The 19,123-nt window shown below is 63.5% G+C and carries 20 protein-coding genes; 18 read left to right on the forward strand and 2 right to left on the reverse strand.

The window, feature by feature from the left end; genetic code table 11:
• Positions 1-7 precede the first annotated feature (7 nt).
• Together dnaN and dnaA are read right to left on the reverse strand one after the other, a co-directional pair.
• The gene (dnaN, locus tag GSQ95_RS00245; protein ID WP_133860226.1) at positions 8-1,111 is read right to left on the reverse strand and encodes a DNA polymerase III subunit beta; all 1,104 of its coding nucleotides are present in this window, start codon (positions 1,109-1,111) and stop codon (positions 8-10) included.
• A gap of 28 nt (positions 1,112-1,139) precedes the next feature.
• On the reverse strand, positions 1,140-2,603 hold the full coding sequence (gene dnaA, locus GSQ95_RS00250; RefSeq protein WP_133860225.1) for a chromosomal replication initiator protein DnaA: 1,464 nt from the start codon (positions 2,601-2,603) through the stop codon (positions 1,140-1,142).
• A gap of 526 nt (positions 2,604-3,129) precedes the next feature.
• On the opposite strand from dnaA, the gene rpmH reads away from it, so the two are divergent.
• From rpmH to GSQ95_RS00340, 18 genes are all read left to right on the forward strand, one after another.
• Positions 3,130-3,264: a 50S ribosomal protein L34 gene (rpmH, locus tag GSQ95_RS00255; RefSeq protein ID WP_017641476.1), complete on the forward strand. Its 135-nt coding sequence runs from the start codon at positions 3,130-3,132 to the stop codon at positions 3,262-3,264.
• Positions 3,265-3,276: 12 nt separating this feature from the next.
• The gene (rnpA, locus tag GSQ95_RS00260; protein WP_133860591.1) at positions 3,277-3,678 is read left to right on the forward strand and encodes a ribonuclease P protein component; all 402 of its coding nucleotides are present in this window, start codon (positions 3,277-3,279) and stop codon (positions 3,676-3,678) included.
• Positions 3,671-3,919: a membrane protein insertion efficiency factor YidD gene (gene yidD / locus GSQ95_RS00265; protein ID WP_133860224.1), complete on the forward strand. Its 249-nt coding sequence runs from the start codon at positions 3,671-3,673 to the stop codon at positions 3,917-3,919. Before rnpA ends, yidD begins: the two co-directional genes overlap by 8 nt.
• A gap of 2 nt (positions 3,920-3,921) precedes the next feature.
• Positions 3,922-5,637, forward strand: a complete 1,716-nt coding sequence (yidC, locus tag GSQ95_RS00270; protein WP_158891423.1) for a membrane protein insertase YidC — start codon at positions 3,922-3,924, stop codon at positions 5,635-5,637.
• A 63-nt stretch (positions 5,638-5,700) separates the two neighbouring features.
• Positions 5,701-7,065, forward strand: a complete 1,365-nt coding sequence (gene mnmE, locus GSQ95_RS00275) for a tRNA uridine-5-carboxymethylaminomethyl(34) synthesis GTPase MnmE (RefSeq protein ID WP_158891421.1) — start codon at positions 5,701-5,703, stop codon at positions 7,063-7,065.
• Between the two features lie 443 nt (positions 7,066-7,508).
• The gene (mnmG, locus tag GSQ95_RS00280; RefSeq protein ID WP_158891419.1) at positions 7,509-9,401 is read left to right on the forward strand and encodes a tRNA uridine-5-carboxymethylaminomethyl(34) synthesis enzyme MnmG; all 1,893 of its coding nucleotides are present in this window, start codon (positions 7,509-7,511) and stop codon (positions 9,399-9,401) included.
• On the forward strand, positions 9,401-10,045 hold the full coding sequence (gene rsmG / locus GSQ95_RS00285) for a 16S rRNA (guanine(527)-N(7))-methyltransferase RsmG (protein WP_158891417.1): 645 nt from the start codon (positions 9,401-9,403) through the stop codon (positions 10,043-10,045). Before mnmG ends, rsmG begins: the two co-directional genes overlap by 1 nt.
• Positions 10,046-10,053: 8 nt before the next feature.
• Positions 10,054-10,848 (forward strand): ParA family protein, encoded by a 795-nt coding sequence (locus tag GSQ95_RS00290; protein ID WP_133860219.1) that lies wholly within the window; start codon positions 10,054-10,056, stop codon positions 10,846-10,848.
• 9 nt (positions 10,849-10,857) lie between these two features.
• Positions 10,858-11,730, forward strand: a complete 873-nt coding sequence (locus GSQ95_RS00295) for a ParB/RepB/Spo0J family partition protein (protein WP_158891415.1) — start codon at positions 10,858-10,860, stop codon at positions 11,728-11,730.
• Positions 11,731-11,876: 146 nt separating this feature from the next.
• On the forward strand, positions 11,877-12,281 hold the full coding sequence (locus GSQ95_RS00300) for a F0F1 ATP synthase subunit I (RefSeq protein ID WP_133860217.1): 405 nt from the start codon (positions 11,877-11,879) through the stop codon (positions 12,279-12,281).
• A 16-nt stretch (positions 12,282-12,297) separates the two neighbouring features.
• Positions 12,298-13,161, forward strand: coding sequence for a F0F1 ATP synthase subunit A (gene atpB, locus GSQ95_RS00305; RefSeq protein ID WP_133860216.1), 864 nt, complete (start codon positions 12,298-12,300; stop codon positions 13,159-13,161).
• Between the two features lie 139 nt (positions 13,162-13,300).
• On the forward strand, positions 13,301-13,558 hold the full coding sequence (gene atpE, locus GSQ95_RS00310; protein WP_003097235.1) for a F0F1 ATP synthase subunit C: 258 nt from the start codon (positions 13,301-13,303) through the stop codon (positions 13,556-13,558).
• Between the two features lie 55 nt (positions 13,559-13,613).
• Entirely contained in the window at positions 13,614-14,084 is a 471-nt protein-coding gene (locus tag GSQ95_RS00315; RefSeq protein WP_007160122.1) for a F0F1 ATP synthase subunit B, read from the forward strand.
• Between the two features lie 12 nt (positions 14,085-14,096).
• Complete coding sequence (locus GSQ95_RS00320; RefSeq protein ID WP_158891413.1) at positions 14,097-14,633, forward strand: F0F1 ATP synthase subunit delta; 537 nt, start codon at positions 14,097-14,099, stop codon at positions 14,631-14,633.
• Between the two features lie 18 nt (positions 14,634-14,651).
• Positions 14,652-16,196, forward strand: a complete 1,545-nt coding sequence (gene atpA / locus GSQ95_RS00325; RefSeq protein ID WP_017641467.1) for a F0F1 ATP synthase subunit alpha — start codon at positions 14,652-14,654, stop codon at positions 16,194-16,196.
• A gap of 48 nt (positions 16,197-16,244) precedes the next feature.
• Positions 16,245-17,108: a F0F1 ATP synthase subunit gamma gene (gene atpG, locus GSQ95_RS00330; RefSeq protein WP_158891411.1), complete on the forward strand. Its 864-nt coding sequence runs from the start codon at positions 16,245-16,247 to the stop codon at positions 17,106-17,108.
• A gap of 30 nt (positions 17,109-17,138) precedes the next feature.
• The gene (gene atpD, locus GSQ95_RS00335) at positions 17,139-18,515 is read left to right on the forward strand and encodes a F0F1 ATP synthase subunit beta (RefSeq protein ID WP_059228664.1); all 1,377 of its coding nucleotides are present in this window, start codon (positions 17,139-17,141) and stop codon (positions 18,513-18,515) included.
• A 38-nt stretch (positions 18,516-18,553) separates the two neighbouring features.
• Positions 18,554-18,979: a F0F1 ATP synthase subunit epsilon gene (locus GSQ95_RS00340; protein ID WP_133860214.1), complete on the forward strand. Its 426-nt coding sequence runs from the start codon at positions 18,554-18,556 to the stop codon at positions 18,977-18,979.
• Positions 18,980-19,123: the final 144 nt, after the last annotated feature.

Here is a 19,123-nt window from a genome sequence, read left to right on the forward strand (position 1 = left end):
GCGGCGATCAGAGGCGCATCGGCATCACGACATAGGAGGAGTCGTCGTTGCCCGCCTCCTGCAACAGCGCACTGCTGCTGGAATCGGACAGGGTGATACGCACCTGGTCGGTGGTCATCACGCCGAGCACGTCGAGCAGGTAGCTGACGTTGAAACCGATCTCCAGGCTGCCGCCGTCGTAGTCGACCTGCAGTTCTTCCTCGGCCTCTTCCTGCTCAGGGTTGTTGGCCTGGATCTTCATGAAGCCGTTTTCCAGCTGCAGGCGGATACCACGGTACTTCTCGTTGGAGAGAATGGCGGTGCGGCTGAAGGCTTCGCGCAGATGCTGGCGCTCGCCCAGTACCAGCTTGTCGCCATGCCGCGGCAGCACGCGCTCGTAGTCGGGGAACTTGCCGTCCACCAATTTGGAGGTAAAGGTGAAGTCGCCGGTGGTGGCGCGGATATGGTGCTGGCCCAGGACCACGTTGACCGGCTCTTCCGGCTCCGTGAGCAGGCGCGACAATTCCAGGATGCCCTTGCGCGGCACGATGACCTGGTGCTTCTCGGCCTGGTCGACGTCGGCCTCCAGCATGCACATGGCCAGGCGGTGACCATCGGTGGCCACGGCGCGCAGGCGCCCGGTGCTGGCTTCCAGCAGCATGCCATTGAGGTAGTAGCGCACGTCCTGCTGGGCCATGGCGAAGCCGGTGCGCTCGATCAGGCGGCGCAGGCGGCCCTGGGGAATGCTGAAGTTAAGCGAACCCGGACCTTCCTCCACGGTGGGGAAGTCGTTGGCCGGCAGGGTGGACAGGGTGAAACGGCTGCGTCCGGCGCGGATCAGCAGCTTCTGCTCCTCGGTGCGGATGTCGATCAGCGCATCCGGCTGCAGGCTCTTGCAGATGTCCATCAGCTTGCGCGCCGGCACAGTGATCTCGCCGGCTTCGGCGGCTTCTTCCAGATCGACCCGGCCAACCAGTTCGACCTCCAGGTCGGTACCGGTCAGCGAGAGGCGCTGCCCTTCCACGACCAGGAGTACGTTGGACAGCACCGGCAGCGTTTGCCGACGTTCCACGACACCGGCCACCAGCTGCAGCGGTTTCAACAGGGCTTCGCGTTGAATGGTGAAATGCATGGTCAGGTCCTTGCCAGGGCCGCGTCCGTCAGGTGGTCAGGGTACGCAGCAGGTTCTTGTAATCCTCGCGGATATCCGCGTCGGATTCCCGAAGTTCGGCGATCTTGCGACAGGCGTGCAACACCGTCGTGTGATCGCGTCCGCCAAAGGCGTCGCCGATTTCCGGCAGGCTGTGGTTGGTCAGTTCCTTGGACAGCGCCATGGCGACCTGCCGCGGCCGGGCGACCGAGCGCGAGCGGCGTTTGGACAGCAGATCGGCGATCTTGATCTTGTAGTACTCGGCCGCGGTGCGCTGGATGTTGTCGATGCTGACCAGCTTGTCCTGCAGCGCCAGCAGATCCTTCAGCGACTCGCGGATCAGCTCGATGGTGATGTCGCGGCCCATGAAGTGGGCATGGGCGATCACCCGCTTGAGCGCGCCTTCCAGTTCCCGCACGTTGGAGCGGATGCGCTGGGCAATGAAGAAGGCGGCGTCGTGGGGCAGGTCGACCTTGGCCTGGTCGGCCTTCTTCATCAGGATCGCCACCCGCGTCTCCAGCTCCGGCGGCTCCACGGCCACGGTGAGCCCCCAGCCGAAGCGCGACTTGAGCCGCTCTTCCAGGCCATCGATCTCCTTGGGATAGCGGTCGCTGGTGAGGATCACCTGTTGTCCACCTTCGAGCAGGGCATTGAAGGTGTGGAAAAACTCTTCCTGCGAACGCTCCTTGCGGGCGAAGAACTGGATGTCGTCGATCAGCAGCGCATCCACCGAGCGGTAGAAGCGCTTGAATTCGTTGATGGCGTTGAGCTGCAGCGCCTTGACCATGTCGGCGACGAAGCGCTCCGAATGCAGATAGACGATCTTGGCGTTCGGATTGCGCTTGAGCAGGTGGTTGCCCACCGCGTGCATCAGGTGGGTCTTGCCCAGACCCACGCCCCCATAGAGGAAGAGCGGGTTGTACCCGTGCTTGGGATTGTCCGCCACCTGCCAGGCCGCCGCGCGGGCCAGCTGGTTGGACTTGCCCTCGACGAAGTTCTCGAAGGTGAAGGTACGGTTCAGATAGCTGGTGTGCTTGAGCGCACCCTCCACCTGCACGGTACGTTCGGTCTTGACGACCGGCTCGTCGGCCAATTCCGCCGTCACGTCTTCCAGGGCGACGCCCGCGGTGACGATGTCCGACTGGATCGGTTGCGGGGCCTGCACCGGTGGTGGCAGCGGAGTGCTCTGGCTGCTCGGCGTCTGGACCGCGCGCGGCTTGTTACTGCGCTTGCTGCCGATCAGCAGGGACAGCACCGGGGCGATACCGTCGTCGGCATGCTCCTCGAGCAATTCGAGCAGGCGACCCAGGTATTTCTCGTTGACCCAGTCGAGCACGAAGCGGTTGGGCGCGAACACCCGCAGCTCATCCCCTTCCGCTTCCACCTGCAGTGGCCGGATCCAGGTATTGAATTGTTGCGAAGGCAGCTCGTCGCGCAGCACATCCACGCAACGTTGCCAGAGTTCGACCGACACAGCGTCTCCCAAGAACTGGAGCGGCCCGGACGGGCCATGAGCAAACGCCCATTGTATCCCTCCCCACCTGGGTTATCCACATGACTGCGCAGTTTCCCGGCAGATAGCCGCCTCAAGCGTCGCGACCGGGCGTATGACCGTCAGCACTGTGGATAAGGCCGTCTGACCTCTCTGGACATCCCGGGGTTTTTCTCTGTGGATAATCCGGCTGTGCGTAACAGCTCTGCTTATCCACAGCTCCTGGACAGCCTGACCACCTTCGGCACACCTGTTGAAAACAGACTTTCCGCTGCCGCTCCGACCAGGCTGGACCCGGGCTGCCACGTTCTATCCACAGAAAACCGCTGCACCATACATATTCACTTCAACAGTCTTTTAAAACCTTCTGACCTGTTGATTTTATTTACGCGCTCGTCTGCCAGCCGGTGCTGGTTGGAAATTGACCTGTACCGAGGCTTTCTCTAGAATCGCCGGTCTCTTTGCGCGGGGCACTCATGCCTTGCCGCTTTCACCTAGGTAAAAGTCCATGAAACGCACCTTCCAACCCAGCACCCTGAAGCGCGCCCGTGTCCACGGTTTCCGTGCTCGTATGGCAACCAAGAACGGCCGTCAGGTTCTCGCCCGTCGCCGTGCCAAAGGCCGCAAGCGTCTGGCGATCTGATTGCCCGGTCAGGTGGTGAGTCAGGGTTTCGGTCGGGACAGGCGCTTACTGAGCTCCCAACAGTTCCAGGCGGTCTTTGACTCTCCCACCCACAAGGCATCCGGCAAGCACCTGCTGCTGCTCGCCCATGCCAATGGGCTCGACCATTCCCGCCTGGGGCTGGTCATCGGCAAGAAAAGCGTCAAGCTTTCTGTCGAGCGCAATCGCATCAAGCGGGTCATCCGGGATTCCTTCCGGCTGAATCAGGACCGCCTCGGCAGCTTCGATCTGGTCTTCGTCGCCCGCAAGGGACTCGGCGAGGTCGACAATCCCGAATTGCACGATCAGCTGCTGCAACTGTGGAAACGTCTCAATCGCCAGGCGAGCAAGACGATTGCCCACCCCATTGACAGTCCCGACGGTGCTCATGCGTAAACCGGCCCTGCTGCTGATTCGCTTCTACCGTTATGCCATCAGCCCCTTGATGGCCAGTCACTGTCGTTTCTATCCGACCTGTTCCGGTTACGCCCTCGAAGCCATCGAGTGCCACGGACTGCTGCGTGGTGGCTGGCTGACCACACGGCGACTGTGCCGGTGCCATCCCTGGCACTCAGGCGGATACGATCCCGTTCCTCCCGCAAAGAACCCAGCCCCGACCTCTTCGATGGCCGAGTAAACATGGATATCAAGCGCCCGCTACTCATTGCCGCCTTGGCGATCGTGTCCTACACCCTGGTTTTCCAGTGGAACAAGGATTACGGCCAAGGCGATCTGCCCACGGCCAAGACGCAGACCAGCGTCCTGCCGGGCGATACCCCCAACGTGCCCACCGACGTCCCGGCCGATGCCAAGGCAGCAGCCCCGGTGGACAACGCGGCTGCCCAACCGAGCACCGCGCTCATCAAGGTGCGTACCGACGTCCTGGATCTGGCCATCGACCCCCGCGGCGGCGACATCGTCCAGCTCGGCCTGGTGCAGTACCCGAGCCGCCAGGACCATCCCAACGATCCCTTCATGCTGTTCGACAACAGCGCCCAGCGTCTCTACCTGGCGCAGAGCGGCCTGACCGGTGCCAACGGTCCCGATGCCAACAGCGCCGGTCGTCCGCTGTACACCTCGGCGCAGTCCAGCTACGTGCTCGCCGATGGCCAGCAGCAGCTGGTGGTGGATCTCAAGTACCAGGCCAATGGCGTCGACTACATCAAGAGATTCACCTTCCACCGGGGCCTGAAGGTCGACTGCTCGGACGCCGAGAAGGCGCAGAAGAAGATCGCCTGCATCAACCCGGACGCCTACCAGATCCAGGTCAGCTACCTGATCGACAACCACAGCGCCAGCGCCTGGAACGGCGTGCTCTATGCCCAGCTCAAACGTGACAAGAGCGGCGATCCCTCGGCCACCACCGCCACCGGCGTGTCCACCTACCTGGGCGCCGCGGTCGGTACCCCGGCCGAGCCCTACCGCAAGGTGTCCATGAGCGACATGGACAAGAATCGCCTGCAGGAAGCGGTGCAGGGTGGCTGGGTCGGTTGGCTGCAGCACTACTTCGTCACCGCCTGGGTGCCGAACAAGGACGAGCAGCACCAGATCACCACCCGCAAGGACGCCCAGGGCAACTACATCGTCGGCTTCACCGGTCCGCAGTTCAGCGTGCCGGCGGGTGGCAAGGGCGAGACCTCGCTGACCCTCTATGCCGGTCCGAAGATCCAGGAGCACCTCAAGACCCTGTCCCACGGTCTGGAACTGACCGTCGACTACGGCTTCCTGTGGTTCATCGCCCAGCCGATCTTCTGGCTGCTGCAGCATATCCACAGCATCCTGGGTAACTGGGGCTGGTCGATCATCGTCCTGACCATCATCATCAAGATGCTGTTCTTCCCGCTGTCCGCCGCCAGCTACCGCTCCATGGCCCGCATGCGTGCCGTCGGCCCGCGACTGCAGGCGCTGAAGGAGCAGCATGGCGACGATCGCCAGAAGATGTCCCAGGCGATGATGGAGCTCTACCGCAAGGAGAAGATCAATCCCCTGGGTGGCTGCCTGCCCATCGTAGTGCAGATGCCGGTGTTCCTGGCGCTGTACTGGGTGCTGCTGGAAAGCGTCGAGATGCGCCAGTCGCCCTGGATGTTCTGGATCACCGACCTGTCGGCCAAGGATCCCTTCTTCATCCTGCCGATCATCATGGGCGGCACCATGCTGGTGCAGCAGATGCTCAACCCGGCACCGCCGGATCCCATGCAGGCCAAGGTCATGAAGATGATGCCGATCATCTTCACCTTCTTCTTCCTGTGGTTCCCGGCTGGTCTGGTGCTGTACTGGATCGTCAACAACTGCCTGTCGATCCTGCAGCAGTGGTACATTACCCGGAAGATCGAGGCGGCCAGCAAGAAGGCCTGACCCCGCTCACCCTGTCCACACGACGCCCCTTGATTGGGGCGTCGTGCTTTCTGGAGGATCGTCATGTCCCTGCCTTCCGACAGCATCGCCGCCATAGCCACCGCTACCGGGCGCGGCGGAGTCGGTATCGTCCGCGTTTCCGGGCCCCTCGCCGCCCCCCTGGCACGGGCGATCTGCGGCCGTGAGCTGCCCCCGCGACATGCCCACTACGGCAACTTCCTCGCCGCCGACGGCAGCGTGCTGGACGCCGGCATCGCGCTGTTCTTTCCCGGCCCCAACTCCTTTACCGGCGAAGACGTGCTGGAACTCCAGGGCCATGGCGGCCCGGTGATCCTCGACCTGCTCCTGCGCCGTACCCTGGAAGAGGGCGCGCGCCTGGCCCGCCCGGGCGAGTTCAGCGAACGCGCCTTTCTCAACGACAAGCTCGACCTGGCCCAGGCCGAGGCCATCGCCGATCTCATCGAGGCCAGCACCGAACAGGCGGCGCGCAATGCCCTGCGCTCGCTGCAGGGCGAATTCTCCCGTCGCGTGGCAAGTCTGGTCGAGCAACTCATCCAGCTGCGTATCTACGTCGAGGCCGCCATCGACTTTCCCGAGGAAGAGATCGACTTCCTCGCCGACGGTCGGGTCCAGGGCCTGCTGGAGGGGGTCCAGGCCGAATTGCAGGAGGTCCGTCGCGAAGCAAATCGCGGTGCCCTGCTGCGTGACGGCATGACCGTGGTGATCGCCGGCCGCCCCAATGCCGGCAAGTCCAGCCTGCTCAATGCCCTGGCCGGCCGCGAAGCCGCCATCGTCACCGACATCGCCGGCACCACCCGCGATGTCCTGCGTGAACATATCCACCTGGATGGCATGCCGCTGCACGTGGTCGATACGGCCGGTCTGCGCGACACCGATGACCGGGTGGAACAGATCGGCGTCCAGCGGGCCCTGGACGCCATCGTCGGAGCCGATCGCGTGCTGCTGGTGGTGGACGCCAGCGCACCGGAAGCCCGCGATCCCCAGGCGCTCTGGCCGGAACTGCTGAGCGCCAGGCCGCCGCTGGACAAGCTGACGGTGATCCGCAACAAGGCCGACCTCACCGGTGAGCCCACCGGCTTGCTGGCGTCGACCGCACCCGTGGAGATCGCCCTCAGCGCCACCGATGGCGGCGGGGTCGAGGCCCTGCGCGAGCATCTCAAGGCCTGCATGGGCTTCGAGCAGACCACCGAGGGCGGCTTCAGCGCCCGCCGCCGCCATCTGGATGCCCTGCAGCGGGCGGCCAGCGCCCTGGACCACGGCTATCGCCAGCTCACCCTGGCCGGTTCCGGCGAGCTCTTGGCCGAGGATCTGCGCCAGGCCCAGCAGGTACTCGGCGAGATCACCGGTGCCTTCAGCTCCGACGATCTGCTCGGCCGCATCTTCTCCAGCTTCTGCATCGGCAAGTAACGCCCGCTCCGCGGTAGCAGGCCTGTGCAATGCAGGCCTTGTCTGTCCTCACTTCCCCCTTCCAGAGCCCTGTTGATAACCCTGCCTGAGGTCTGCCCATAAATCGGTGCACGACCTGTCCATGCTTGCCACTGTGGATAAGCGGGCAAAGGGTCCACAGGATGCTGATAGCTTGTGTTCATCCACAGCACAAGACGTACACCGGGTTCAGTTTTTCCCCAGCCAGGCCTGCCAAGGGCTAGATAAGCTTATCCACAGCGAAGGGCCTGCATATACATAAGCTCTATATCAGTCCTTTTAAAACTTTCTTCTCTATTGTTTATATTGAGCGTCTACCAAGCCGGCTGGTCATTTTTTGGCCAGGGCCCCTTCTGCAAGACTGGCCTAGGCCTTATACTTGCCGGCTTTCCTTCGAATTCCTGCCAACAGGCACGAGGTGCGTGGTGGACTTTCCTTCCCGTTTCGACGTCATCGTGATCGGTGGCGGCCATGCCGGTACCGAAGCGGCCCTGGCGGCCGCTCGCATGGGTGTGCGCACCCTGCTGCTCACGCATAATGTGGAAACTCTCGGCCAGATGAGCTGCAATCCCGCCATTGGCGGCATCGGCAAGAGCCATCTGGTCAAGGAGATCGATGCCTTGGGCGGCGCCATGGCCGCGGCGACGGATCTCGCCGGCATCCAGTTCCGCATTCTCAACAGCCGCAAGGGACCTGCCGTCCGCGCCACTCGCGCCCAGGCCGATCGCGTGCTGTACAAGGCGGCTATCCGCTACACCCTGGAAAACCAGCCCAACCTGTGGATATTCCAGCAGGCCTGTGACGACCTCATCGTCGAAGGTGATCGGGTCGCCGGCGTGATCACCCAGATGGGCCTGAAATTCCATGGCGACAACGTGGTGCTGACCGCTGGAACCTTCCTCGGTGGTCTTATCCACATCGGTATGCAGAATCACAGCGGTGGACGAGCGGGAGATCCGCCCGCCATCGCCCTGGCCCAGCGCCTGCGGGAACTGCCGCTGCGGGTCTCCCGCCTGAAGACCGGCACGCCACCACGGATCGACGGCCGCTCGGTGGACTTCTCGGTGATGACCGAGCAGCCCGGGGATACCCCGCTGCCGGTGATGTCCTTTCTCGGCAATCGCGAGCAGCATCCGGCGCAGGTCAGCTGCTGGATCACCCACACCAACGCCCGCACCCACGACATCATCCGCGCCAACCTGGATCGTTCGCCCATGTACTCGGGCGTGATCGAAGGGGTAGGGCCGCGCTACTGTCCGTCCATCGAAGACAAGATCCATCGCTTCGCCGACAAGGACAGCCATCAGGTCTTTCTCGAACCCGAGGGTCTGACCACCCACGAGCTCTATCCCAACGGCATCTCCACCTCGCTGCCCTTCGATGTGCAGCTCGAGGTGGTGCGCTCCATGCGTGGCCTGGAGAACGCCCACATCCTGCGACCCGGCTACGCCATCGAGTACGATTTCTTCGATCCGCGGGATCTCAAGTACAGCCTGGAAACCAAGGTCATCGCCGGCCTGTTCTTCGCCGGCCAGATCAATGGCACCACCGGTTACGAAGAAGCCGGCGCCCAGGGTCTGCTCGCCGGTGCCAACGCCGCGCTGCGCGCACAGGACCGTGAAGCTTGGTGTCCGCGCCGCGACGAGGCCTACCTCGGCGTGCTGGTCGACGACCTCATCACCCTGGGTACCCAGGAGCCCTACCGGATGTTCACCTCCCGCGCCGAGTACCGGCTGATCCTGCGCGAGGACAACGCCGACCTGCGCCTGACCGAAAAGGGTCGCGAGCTGGGTCTGGTGGACGACCAGCGCTGGGCGCTGTTCGAAGCCAAGCGCGAGGGCATCGCTCTGGAAGAGCAGCGTCTCAAGGCGATCTGGATCCGTCCGGGCACCCCCGAGGGCACGGCGGTGGCCGAGCGCTTCGGCACGCCGCTCAATCACGAATACAACCTGCAGAACCTGCTGGCCCGCCCGGAGATCGACTACGCCGGTCTGCTGGCCGCGGTAGGCCAGACACCGGCCGAGACCCAGGTCGCCGAGCAGATCGAGATCAAGACCAAGTACGCCGGCTACATCGATCGCCAGCAGGACGAGATCCAGCGCCTGCGCGCCAGCGACGCCGTGGTGCTGCCGGCGGAGCTCGACTACGCCACCATCTCCGGACTGTCCAAGGAGATCCAGCACAAGCTGGCCCAGGCCCGTCCCGAGACCCTGGGCCAGGCCTCGCGCATTCCGGGCGTCACGCCAGCGGCGGTCTCGCTGCTGCTGATCCACCTCAAGAAGCGCAGCGCCGGTCGCAGCCTGGAGCACAGCGCCTGATGGCCAACGCGATCCAAGCCAACGAACTGCGCCAGGGCGCCGAGACCCTCGGCGTGGCCCTGAGCGCCGCCGTGGAAGAACGGTTGCTGGGCTACCTGGACCTGCTGGTCAAGTGGAACAAGGCCTATAACCTCACCGCGGTGCGCGATCCCGACGAGATGGTCTCGCGGCACCTGCTGGACAGCCTCAGCATCGTCCCCTACGTGGGCGCGGGGCAGTGGCTGGACGTGGGCAGCGGCGGCGGCATGCCGGGCATTCCCCTGGCGATCCTCTTTCCCGAGTCACGCTTCACCCTGCTCGACAGCAACGGCAAGAAGACCCGCTTCCTGACCCAGGCCAAGATCGAGCTGGGCCTGGCCAATCTCGAGGTGGTCCACGCCCGCGTCGAGGCCTTCCAGCCTGCCGCGCCCTTCACCGGCATCGTCTCGCGGGCGTTCAGCGCCATCGACGACTTTGCCACCTGGACGCGCCACCTGGGCGACAACCAAACACAGTGGCTGGCGATGAAGGGACTGCACCCCGACGACGAGCTGGCCAAGCTACCAGCGGATTTCCGGGTTGCGGCGGCGCACGTCCTCGCGGTTCCCGGTTGCCAAGGCCAGCGGCACTTGCTGATACTGCGCCGCACGAACGGAGAGGGGTAAGGCGGTACATGGCCAAGGTTTACGCGATAGCCAACCAGAAGGGCGGGGTGGGCAAGACCACGACGTGCATCAATCTCGCCGCTTCTCTGGCCGCCACCAACCGGCGCAAGGTGCTGCTGATCGATCTCGATCCCCAGGGTAACGCCACCATGGGCAGCGGGGTGGACAAGCACGCCCTGGAGCATTCGGTGCTGGACGTCCTCACCGGGGCCTGCGGCCTGCTCGACGCCATGCACTTCTCCGAGCACGGCGGCTACCAGCTGCTGCCCTCGAACCGCGACGTCACCGCCGCGGAAGTCGAGCTGCTGGAGATGACCGGGCGCGAGAGCCGGCTGCGCGACGCCCTGGCACCCGTGCGGGACAACTACGACTACGTGCTCATCGACTGTCCGCCGTCGCTGTCCATGCTGACCATCAACGGCCTGGTGGCCGCCGATGGCGTGATCATTCCCATGCAGTGCGAGTACTTCGCCCTGGAAGGCCTGACCGATCTGGTCGGCAGCATCCAGCACATCGCCCAGCGGCTGAATCCGCAGCTGAAGATCGAGGGCCTGCTGCGCACCATGTTCGATCCGCGCATCGGCCTGGCCAACGACGTCGCCGCCCAGCTCAAGCAGCACTTCGGCGACGAGCTCTACGAAACCATCATTCCGCGCAACGTCCGCCTGGCCGAAGCGCCCAGCTACGGCATGCCCGCCCTGGTCTACGACAAGAGTTCCAAGGGGGCCGCGGCCTACCTGGAACTGGCCAGCGAGCTGGTCAAACGTCAGCGCAAGGCGGCTCGCGTCGCCAAGACTGCCTAAGGAATCCCCATGGCTGTGAAGAAACGAGGTCTGGGCCGCGGTCTCGACGCCCTGCTCGGCGGTGCCAGCGTCAAGGTCCTGCAGGAGCAGGCTGCCGCCACCCCGGTCAGCGAACTGCAATCGCTGCCGCTGGACATCATCCAGCGCGGCAAGTACCAGCCGCGCCGGCACATGGATCCAACCGCTCTGGAAGAGCTGGCCAACTCCATCCGCGTCCAGGGGCTGATGCAGCCCATCGTGGTGCGTGCCATCGGTGAAGGTCGTTACGAGATCATCGCCGGCGAACGCCGCTGGCGGGCCAGCCAGCAGGCCGGTCTGGAGCGGATACCGGCGCTGGTGCGCGATGTGCCCGATCAGGTGGCGATCGCCCTGGCGCTGATCGAGAACATCCAGCGGCAGAATCTCAATCCGCTGGAAGAGGCCATGGCCCTGCAGCGGCTGCAGGACGAATTCGAGCTGACCCAGGCCCAGGTGGCCGAAGCCGTCGGCAAGTCGCGCTCGGGGGTCACCAACCTGCTGCGCCTGCTGGCGCTGGCCGAAGACGCCAAGGAAATGCTGGCCAGGGGCGAGCTGGAGATGGGCCATGCCCGGGCGCTGCTCGGTCTGCCCAAGGCGCGCCAGGCCGAAGGGGCGCGGCACGTTGTCGCACGGGGCCTCACTGTCCGCCAGACGGAAGCCCTGGTGCGCCAGTGGCTCAGCGGCGCGGAGCCGGAGGAGAAGGCCGCGGTGGTCGATCCCGACATCAGTCGGCTGGAGCAGCGTCTGGCCGAACGTTTGGGCGCCAACGTGCAGATCCGCCATGGCGAGAAAGGCAAAGGCCAACTGGTGATCCGCTACACCTCTTTGGACGAACTTCAAGGCGTACTGGCGCACATTCGCTGACACAAATGCCTGCGAGCCTGGACGGCAATCTGTCCGGGGTGGCTTGAACCACTCTGGACGCGCCCCTATACTTTGCCCGCTTTTTGTCGGCACAAAGCATGCCAGTGAAAACAACTATTAAGCCGACACCAGAGGACTTCGAGCCGATGGACCGCCGCACGCCCAAACGCCTGCCTTTCCATCACCAGCCTGCCTTTCGCCTGCTGCTCGTCCAACTGGCTGTCGCGTCGTGTGCCGCCGTTGTCTTGTATTGCTTCGTCGGTAAGGTCGCCGGTTATTCCGGATTGTTGGGCGGGCTGATTGCCTGGCTGCCCAATCTGTATTTTTCGTTCAAGGCGTTCCGCTATCGTGGCGCCCATGCCGCCCAAGACATCGTCCGTTCTTTCTACTCGGGCGAAGCGGGCAAACTGATTCTCACGGCAGTGCTCTTTGCACTGACGTTTGCTGGGGTAAAACCGCTTTCGGCTCCTGCACTGTTCGGCGTCTACCTGTTGACGCTGATGGTCAATGCCGGCGCGCCCCTGCTACTGAAAAAACCGACTAGACCTTAAGGCATTCGAGGCACACATGGCAGCAGACTCCGCTTCGGGCTACATCCAGCACCACCTGCAGAACCTGACCTATGGTATGCACCCGGTGAACGGCTGGAGCTTCGCCCACACCCCCGCTGAAGCTAAGGAAATGGGCTTCTGGGCCTTCCACGTGGACACCCTCGGCTGGTCGGTCGCCCTCGGCCTGATCTTCCTGGTGCTGTTCCGCAGCGTCGCCAAGAAGGCCACCAGCGGTCAGCCCGGCGGCCTGCAGAACTTCGTCGAGGTGCTGGTCGAATTCGTCGACGGCAGCGTCCGCGACACCTTCCATGGCAAGAATCCGCTGATCGCGCCCCTGGCCCTGACCATCTTCGTCTGGATCTTCCTGATGAACCTGATGGACCTGGTGCCGGTGGACTGGCTGCCGTCCGTGGCCGGCATGCTGTTCGGCGAGCACACCTACTTCCGCGTGGTGCCCACCACCGACCCGAACGCAACCCTGGGCATGGCCCTGTCGGTGTTCGCCCTGCTGATCTTCTACAGCATCAAGATGAAGGGTCTGGGCGGCTTCTTCGGCGAGCTGACCCTGCATCCCTTCAGCAGCAAGAACATGCTGCTGCAAATCATCCTGGTCCCGATCAACTTCCTGCTCGAATTCGTCACCCTGATCGCCAAGCCGATCTCGCTGGCGCTGCGACTGTTCGGCAACATGTATGCTGGCGAGCTGATCTTCATCCTCATCGCCATCATGTTCGCCAACGGTCTGGCGCTGGGTGGCCTGGGTATCGTGCTGCAGTGGGCGTGGGCGGTGTTCCACATCCTCATCATCACCCTGCAGGCCTTCATCTTCATGATGCTGACCATCGTCTACCTGTCGATGGCGCACGAAGAAAGTCACTAAGGAATGGCCCCCGGACGCTGCTGACGGCGTCCGGAGGCGGTTCTGCCGTGAGTCCCGGAGGACGTTGTCCGCCGGGTAACTTGGGAAAACTTTTTCGCTTCAACCTTAACCAAGACGACTAAAAAAGTCGGGAGGAAAGATGGAAACTGTAGTTGGTTTGACCGCGATCGCCGTTGCTCTGCTGATTGGCCTGGGCGCTCTGGGTACCGCCATTGGCTTCGGTCTGCTGGGTGGCAAGTTCCTCGAAGGCGCCGCTCGTCAGCCGGAAATGGTTCCGATGCTGCAAGTCAAGATGTTCATCGTCGCCGGTCTGCTCGACGCCGTGACCATGATCGGTGTTGGTATCGCCCTGTTCTTCACCTTCGCTAACCCCTTCGTTGGTCAGATCGCCGGCTGATCACCCTCACGGGTGTAGGCAGGACTGATGGACAACGAACGAGCGAGGTGTTGGCGTGAACATTAATGCAACCCTGATAGGCCAGTCCGTTGCCTTCTTCATCTTCGTGCTCTTCTGCATGAAGTACGTGTGGCCGCCGATCATCTCGGCGCTGCGTGAGCGTGAGAAGAAGATTGCCGATGGCCTTGACGCTGCCAACCGCGCGGCTCGTGATCTGGAAGTGGCACAGCAGCAAGCCAACCAGAAAGTGAACGAAGCCAAGGGTCAGGCAGCCGAGATCATCGAGCAAGCCAACAAGCGTGCCGCTCAGATCGTCGAGGACGCACAGGCCAAGGCCCGTGCCGAAGGCGACCGGATCAAGGCGCAGGCTCAGGCGGAAATCGAGCAGGAAATCAACACCGCGAAGGACGCCTTGCGTGCTCGCGTCGGCGTGCTGGCCGTGGCCGGTGCCGAGAAGATCCTCGGATCGACCGTTGATGCCAATGCTCATGCCCAGTTGGTCGACCGACTGGCAGCGGAAATCTAAGCGAGGCCACCAATGGCAGAACTGAACACGCTGGCCCGGCCCTATGCCAAGGCGGCTTTCGAGTTCGCACAGTCCCAGCAGCAGCTGACCCAATGGTCGGCCGCGCTAGGGCTGCTCGCCGCGGTATCCCAAGATGGGGCCGTGCGCCAGCTGCTTCAGCAGCCGCAGTTGACTGCGGACGCCAAGGCCGGATTGCTCATCGATGTATGTGGCGATCAGCTGGATGCACAGTCCCAGAACTTCGTTCGGACCGTGGCAGAAAACAACCGGATCGACCTGTTCCCGGCCATCGCCGAGATCTACGAGGCGTACAAGGCCGAGCAGGAAAAATCCATCGAGGCGGAAGTCACCAGTGCTTTCGCCCTGAGCGACGAACAGCAAGACAAACTCGCCAAGGCTCTCAGCGCAAGGCTAGGTCGACAAGTGCGACTAAATGCATCCGAGGATGCGAGCCTGATCGGCGGTGTGGTTATCCGCGCCGGCGACTTGGTAATCGATGGCTCCGTTCGCGGCAAGCTCGCGCAACTGGCCGAAGCGTTGAAACCTTGAGTTTGAAGGGGCAGTAGCATGCAGCAACTCAATCCTTCCGAAATTAGTGAAATCATCAAGGGTCGCATCGACAAGCTCGACGTGACCTCGCAAGCCCGCAACGAAGGCACCATCGTCAGCGTGTCTGACGGTATCGTGCGGATCTTCGGTCTGGCCGACGTCATGTACGGCGAAATGATCGAATTCCCCGGCGGCATCTACGGCATGGCGCTGAACCTGGAGCAGGACTCCGTCGGCGCCGTGGTCCTGGGTAGCTACCTGGGTCTGGCCGAAGGCATGAGCGCCAAGTGCACCGGCCGCATCCTGGAAGTCCCGGTTGGTCCGGAACTGCTGGGCCGCGTCGTCGACGCCCTGGGCAACCCCATCGATGGCAAGGGTCCGCTGAACGCCAGCGCCACCGACGCCGTCGAGAAGGTCGCACCGGGCGTGATCTGGCGTCAGTCGGTCGACCAGCCGGTGCAGACCGGCTACAAGGCCGTCGATGCCATGATCCCGGTAGGCCGCGGTCAGCGTGAGCTGATCATCGGTGACCGTCAGATCGGCAAGACCGCCATGGCGATCGATGCCATCATCAACCAGAAGAACAGCGGCATCCGCTGCGTCTACGTCGCCATTGGTCAGAAGCAGTCGACCATCGCCAACGTGGTGCGCAAGCTGGAAGAGAACGGCGCTCTGCACAACACCATCGTGGTGGCGGCCAGTGCGTCCGAATCGGCTGCCCTGCAGTTCCTCGCGCCCTACTCGGGTTGCACCATGGGCGAATACTTCCGCGACCGCGGTGAAGACGCCCTGATCGTCTATGACGATCTGTCCAAGCAGGCCGTGGCCTATCGCCAGATCTCCCTGCTGCTGCGTCGTCCGCCGGGCCGTGAAGCCTATCCCGGCGACGTGTTCTATCTCCACAGCCGTCTGCTCGAGCGCGCTTCCCGGGTCTCCGCCGACTACGTCGAGAAGTTCACCAACGGCGCCGTGACCGGCAAGACCGGCTCGCTGACCGCGCTGCCGATCATCGAGACCCAGGCCGGCGACGTGTCCGCCTTCGTTCCGACCAACGTGATCTCCATCACCGACGGCCAGATCTTCCTGGAAGCCGGCCTGTTCAACTCGGGCATCCGCCCGGCGGTCAACGCCGGTGTCTCGGTATCCCGTGTGGGTGGTGCGGCCCAGACCAAGATCATCAAGAAGCTGTCCGGCGGTATCCGTACCGCGCTGGCCCAGTACCGTGAACTGGCGGCCTTCGCCCAGTTCGCCTCGGACCTGGACGAAGCCACCCGCAAGCAGCTCGAGCATGGTCAGCGCGTCACCGAGCTGATGAAGCAGAAGCAGTACGCGCCCATGTCCATCGCCGAGATGTCCCTGAGCCTGTACGCCGCCGAGCGTGGTTTCCTAAGCGATGTGTCCCTGGACAAGATCGGTAGCTTCGAGCAGGCCCTGATCGCCTACTTCAACCGCGATCACGCCGACCTGATGGCCAAGATCAACGTGAAGGGCGACTTCAACGACGAGATCGACGCCGGCATCAAGGCGGGAATCGAGAAGTTCAAGGCCACGCAAACCTGGTAAGCCGCGACGGGGGCGCCAGCCCCCGTTTGCCAACCCGATAGGTGTCACATGGCAGGCGCAAAAGAGATTCGCGGCAAGATCGCGAGCATCAAAAGCACACAGAAGATCACCAGCGCCATGGAAAAGGTTGCGGTCAGCAAGATGCGTAAGGCTCAGGCCCGCATGGCTGCCAGCAAGCCTTATGCCGAGCGCATCCGCGCTGTGATCGGCCACCTGGCCAACGCCAATCCCGAGTACCGCCATGCCTTCATGGTGGAGCGCGAGGTCAAGCGCGTCGGCTACATCGTGGTCAGCTCCGATCGGGGTCTGGCCGGTGGTCTGAACACCAACCTGTTCAAGGCTCTGGTTCGCGACATGAGCGACCAGCGCGGCAAGGGCGTGGAAATCGATCTGGCGGTGATCGGGGCCAAGGGTGCCTCCTTCTTCCGCAGCTTCGGCGGCAACGTGGTCGCGGCCATCAGCCACCTCGGCGAAGCCCCGGCGATCGGCGATCTGATCGGCAGCATCAAGGTGATGCTGGATGCCTACCTGAACGGCCGTATCGACCGTCTGTACGTGGTGTCCAACGTCTTCGTCAACACCATGACCCAGAAGCCGACCATCCAGCAGCTGGTGCCGCTGGTGCCAAGCGAGGGCGGTGAGCTGCAGGGCAAGCATTGGGACTACCTCTACGAGCCCGACGCCAAGACCCTGCTCGACGGTCTGCTGGTGCGCTACGTGGAATCCCAGGTGTACCAGGCCGTGGTCGAGAACGCTGCCAGCGAACAGGCCGCGCGGATGATCGCGATGAAGAACGCCACCGACAACGCCGGCGATCTCATCAAGGACCTGCAGCTGGTCTACAACAAGGCTCGCCAGGCTGCGATCACCCAGGAAATTTCGGAAATCGTCGGCGGCGCCGCCGCGGTCTGACGGACAGCTTAAACATTCGAGGAACGCGAAATGAGTAGCGGACGTATCGTACAAATCATTGGCGCCGTGATCGACGTGGAATTCCCGCGCGACGCGGTACCGCGCGTCTATGACGCCCTCAAGGTGCAGGGTGCCGAAACCACCCTGGAAGTCCAGCAGCAGCTGGGCGACGGCGTGGTCCGGACCATCGCCATGGGCAGCACCGAAGGCCTCAAGCGCGGCCTGAACGTGGGCAACACCGGCGAGGCCATCAAGGTCCCGGTCGGCGTCAAGACCCTCGGCCGCATCATGGACGTGCTGGGCAACCCCATCGACGAAGCCGGCCCCATCGGCGAGGAAGAGCGTTGGGAAATCCACCGCAAGGCCCCGTCCTATGCCGAGCAGGCCGGTGGTAACGATCTGCTGGAAACCGGCATCAAGGTCATCGACCTGGTCTGCCCCTTCGCCAAGGGCGGCAAGGTCGGCCTGTTCGGCGGCGCCGGCGTGGGCAAGACCGTCAACATGATGGAACTCATCCGTAACATCGCCATCGAGCACAGCGGTTATTCCGTGTTCGCCGGCGTGGGCGAGCGTACCCGTGAAGGGAACGACTTCTACCACGAGATGAAGGATTCCAACGTCCTGGACAAGGTCGCCCTGGTCTATGGCCAGATGAACGAGCCGCCGGGCAACCGTCTGCGCGTGGCCCTGACCGGTCTGACCATGGCCGAGAAATTCCGTGACGAAGGCCGTGACGTCCTGCTGTTCGTCGACAACATCTACCGCTACACCCTGGCCGGCACCGAAGTGTCCGCGCTGCTGGGTCGTATGCCGTCCGCGGTGGGCTACCAGCCGACCCTGGCCGAGGAGATGGGTGTCCTGCAGGAGCGCATTACCTCTACCAAGCTGGGTTCGATCACCTCCGTCCAGGCCGTTTACGTCCCTGCGGATGACTTGACCGACCCGTCCCCGGCGACCACCTTCGCCCACCTGGACGCCACCGTGGTTCTGTCCCGTGACATCGCCTCCCTGGGTATCTACCCGGCGGTCGATCCCCTGGACTCCACCTCGCGCCAGCTGGACCCGAACGTGATCGGCCAGGAGCACTACGACACCGCTCGCGGTGTTCAGTACGTGTTGCAGCGCTACAAGGAGCTGAAGGACATCATCGCGATCCTGGGCATGGACGAACTGTCCGAGTCCGACAAGCAGCTGGTATCCCGTGCTCGTAAGATCCAGCGCTTCCTGTCCCAGCCGTTCTTCGTGGCCGAGGTCTTCACCGGTTCGCCTGGCAAGTACGTGTCCCTCAAGGACACCATCGCCGGCTTCTCCGGGATCCTGCGTGGCGACTACGATCACCTGCCCGAGCAGGCGTTCTACATGGTCGGCGGCATCGACGAAGCCATCGAGAAAGCCAAGAAACTGTAACTGCCGCGCCCGGCGACGGGCGCTCTTAGAGGCACGCTATGGCCAAGACAGTCCAATGCGACATCGTCAGCGCGGAAGGGGAAATCTTCTCCGGCGCGGTGGAGATGATCATCGCCCACGGCCACCTGGGTGATCTGGGTATCGCCCCGGGCCATGCGCCGCTGCTCACCGATCTGAAACCGGGCCCCATCCGCCTGGTCAAGGCCGGGGGCGTCGAGGAGGTGTTCTACATCTCCGGTGGTTTCCTGGAAGTGCAGCCGAATGTCGTCGAGGTGCTGGCCGATACCGCCAGCCGCGCCGGTGACATCGACGAAGCTGCCGCTCTGGAAGCCAAGCAGCGCGCCGAGGCAGCCCTGAGCGACAAGGGCACGGAGTTCGACTACACCGCTGCCGCCACTCAGCTCGCCGAAGCCGCCGCCCAGCTGCGCACCATTCAGCAGCTCAAGCGGCAGGCCAAGCGCTAAGCGCAAGGTCAGGCTGTAACGACAAGGGTAGCTTCGGCTACCCTTTTCTTTTGTCGCCCGAAAAGTGGGCGAGAAATTTCGCGTGGTCGGACTCGAAGGGTGCCTGTCGCCTTCGGTCGCCGGCCCGACTCTTCCTCCTGTCTC

It is taken from the genome of Pseudomonas sp. BAV 4579, from assembly GCF_009765395.1.
Lineage (GTDB): Bacteria > Pseudomonadota > Gammaproteobacteria > Pseudomonadales > Pseudomonadaceae > Chryseomonas > Chryseomonas aestiva.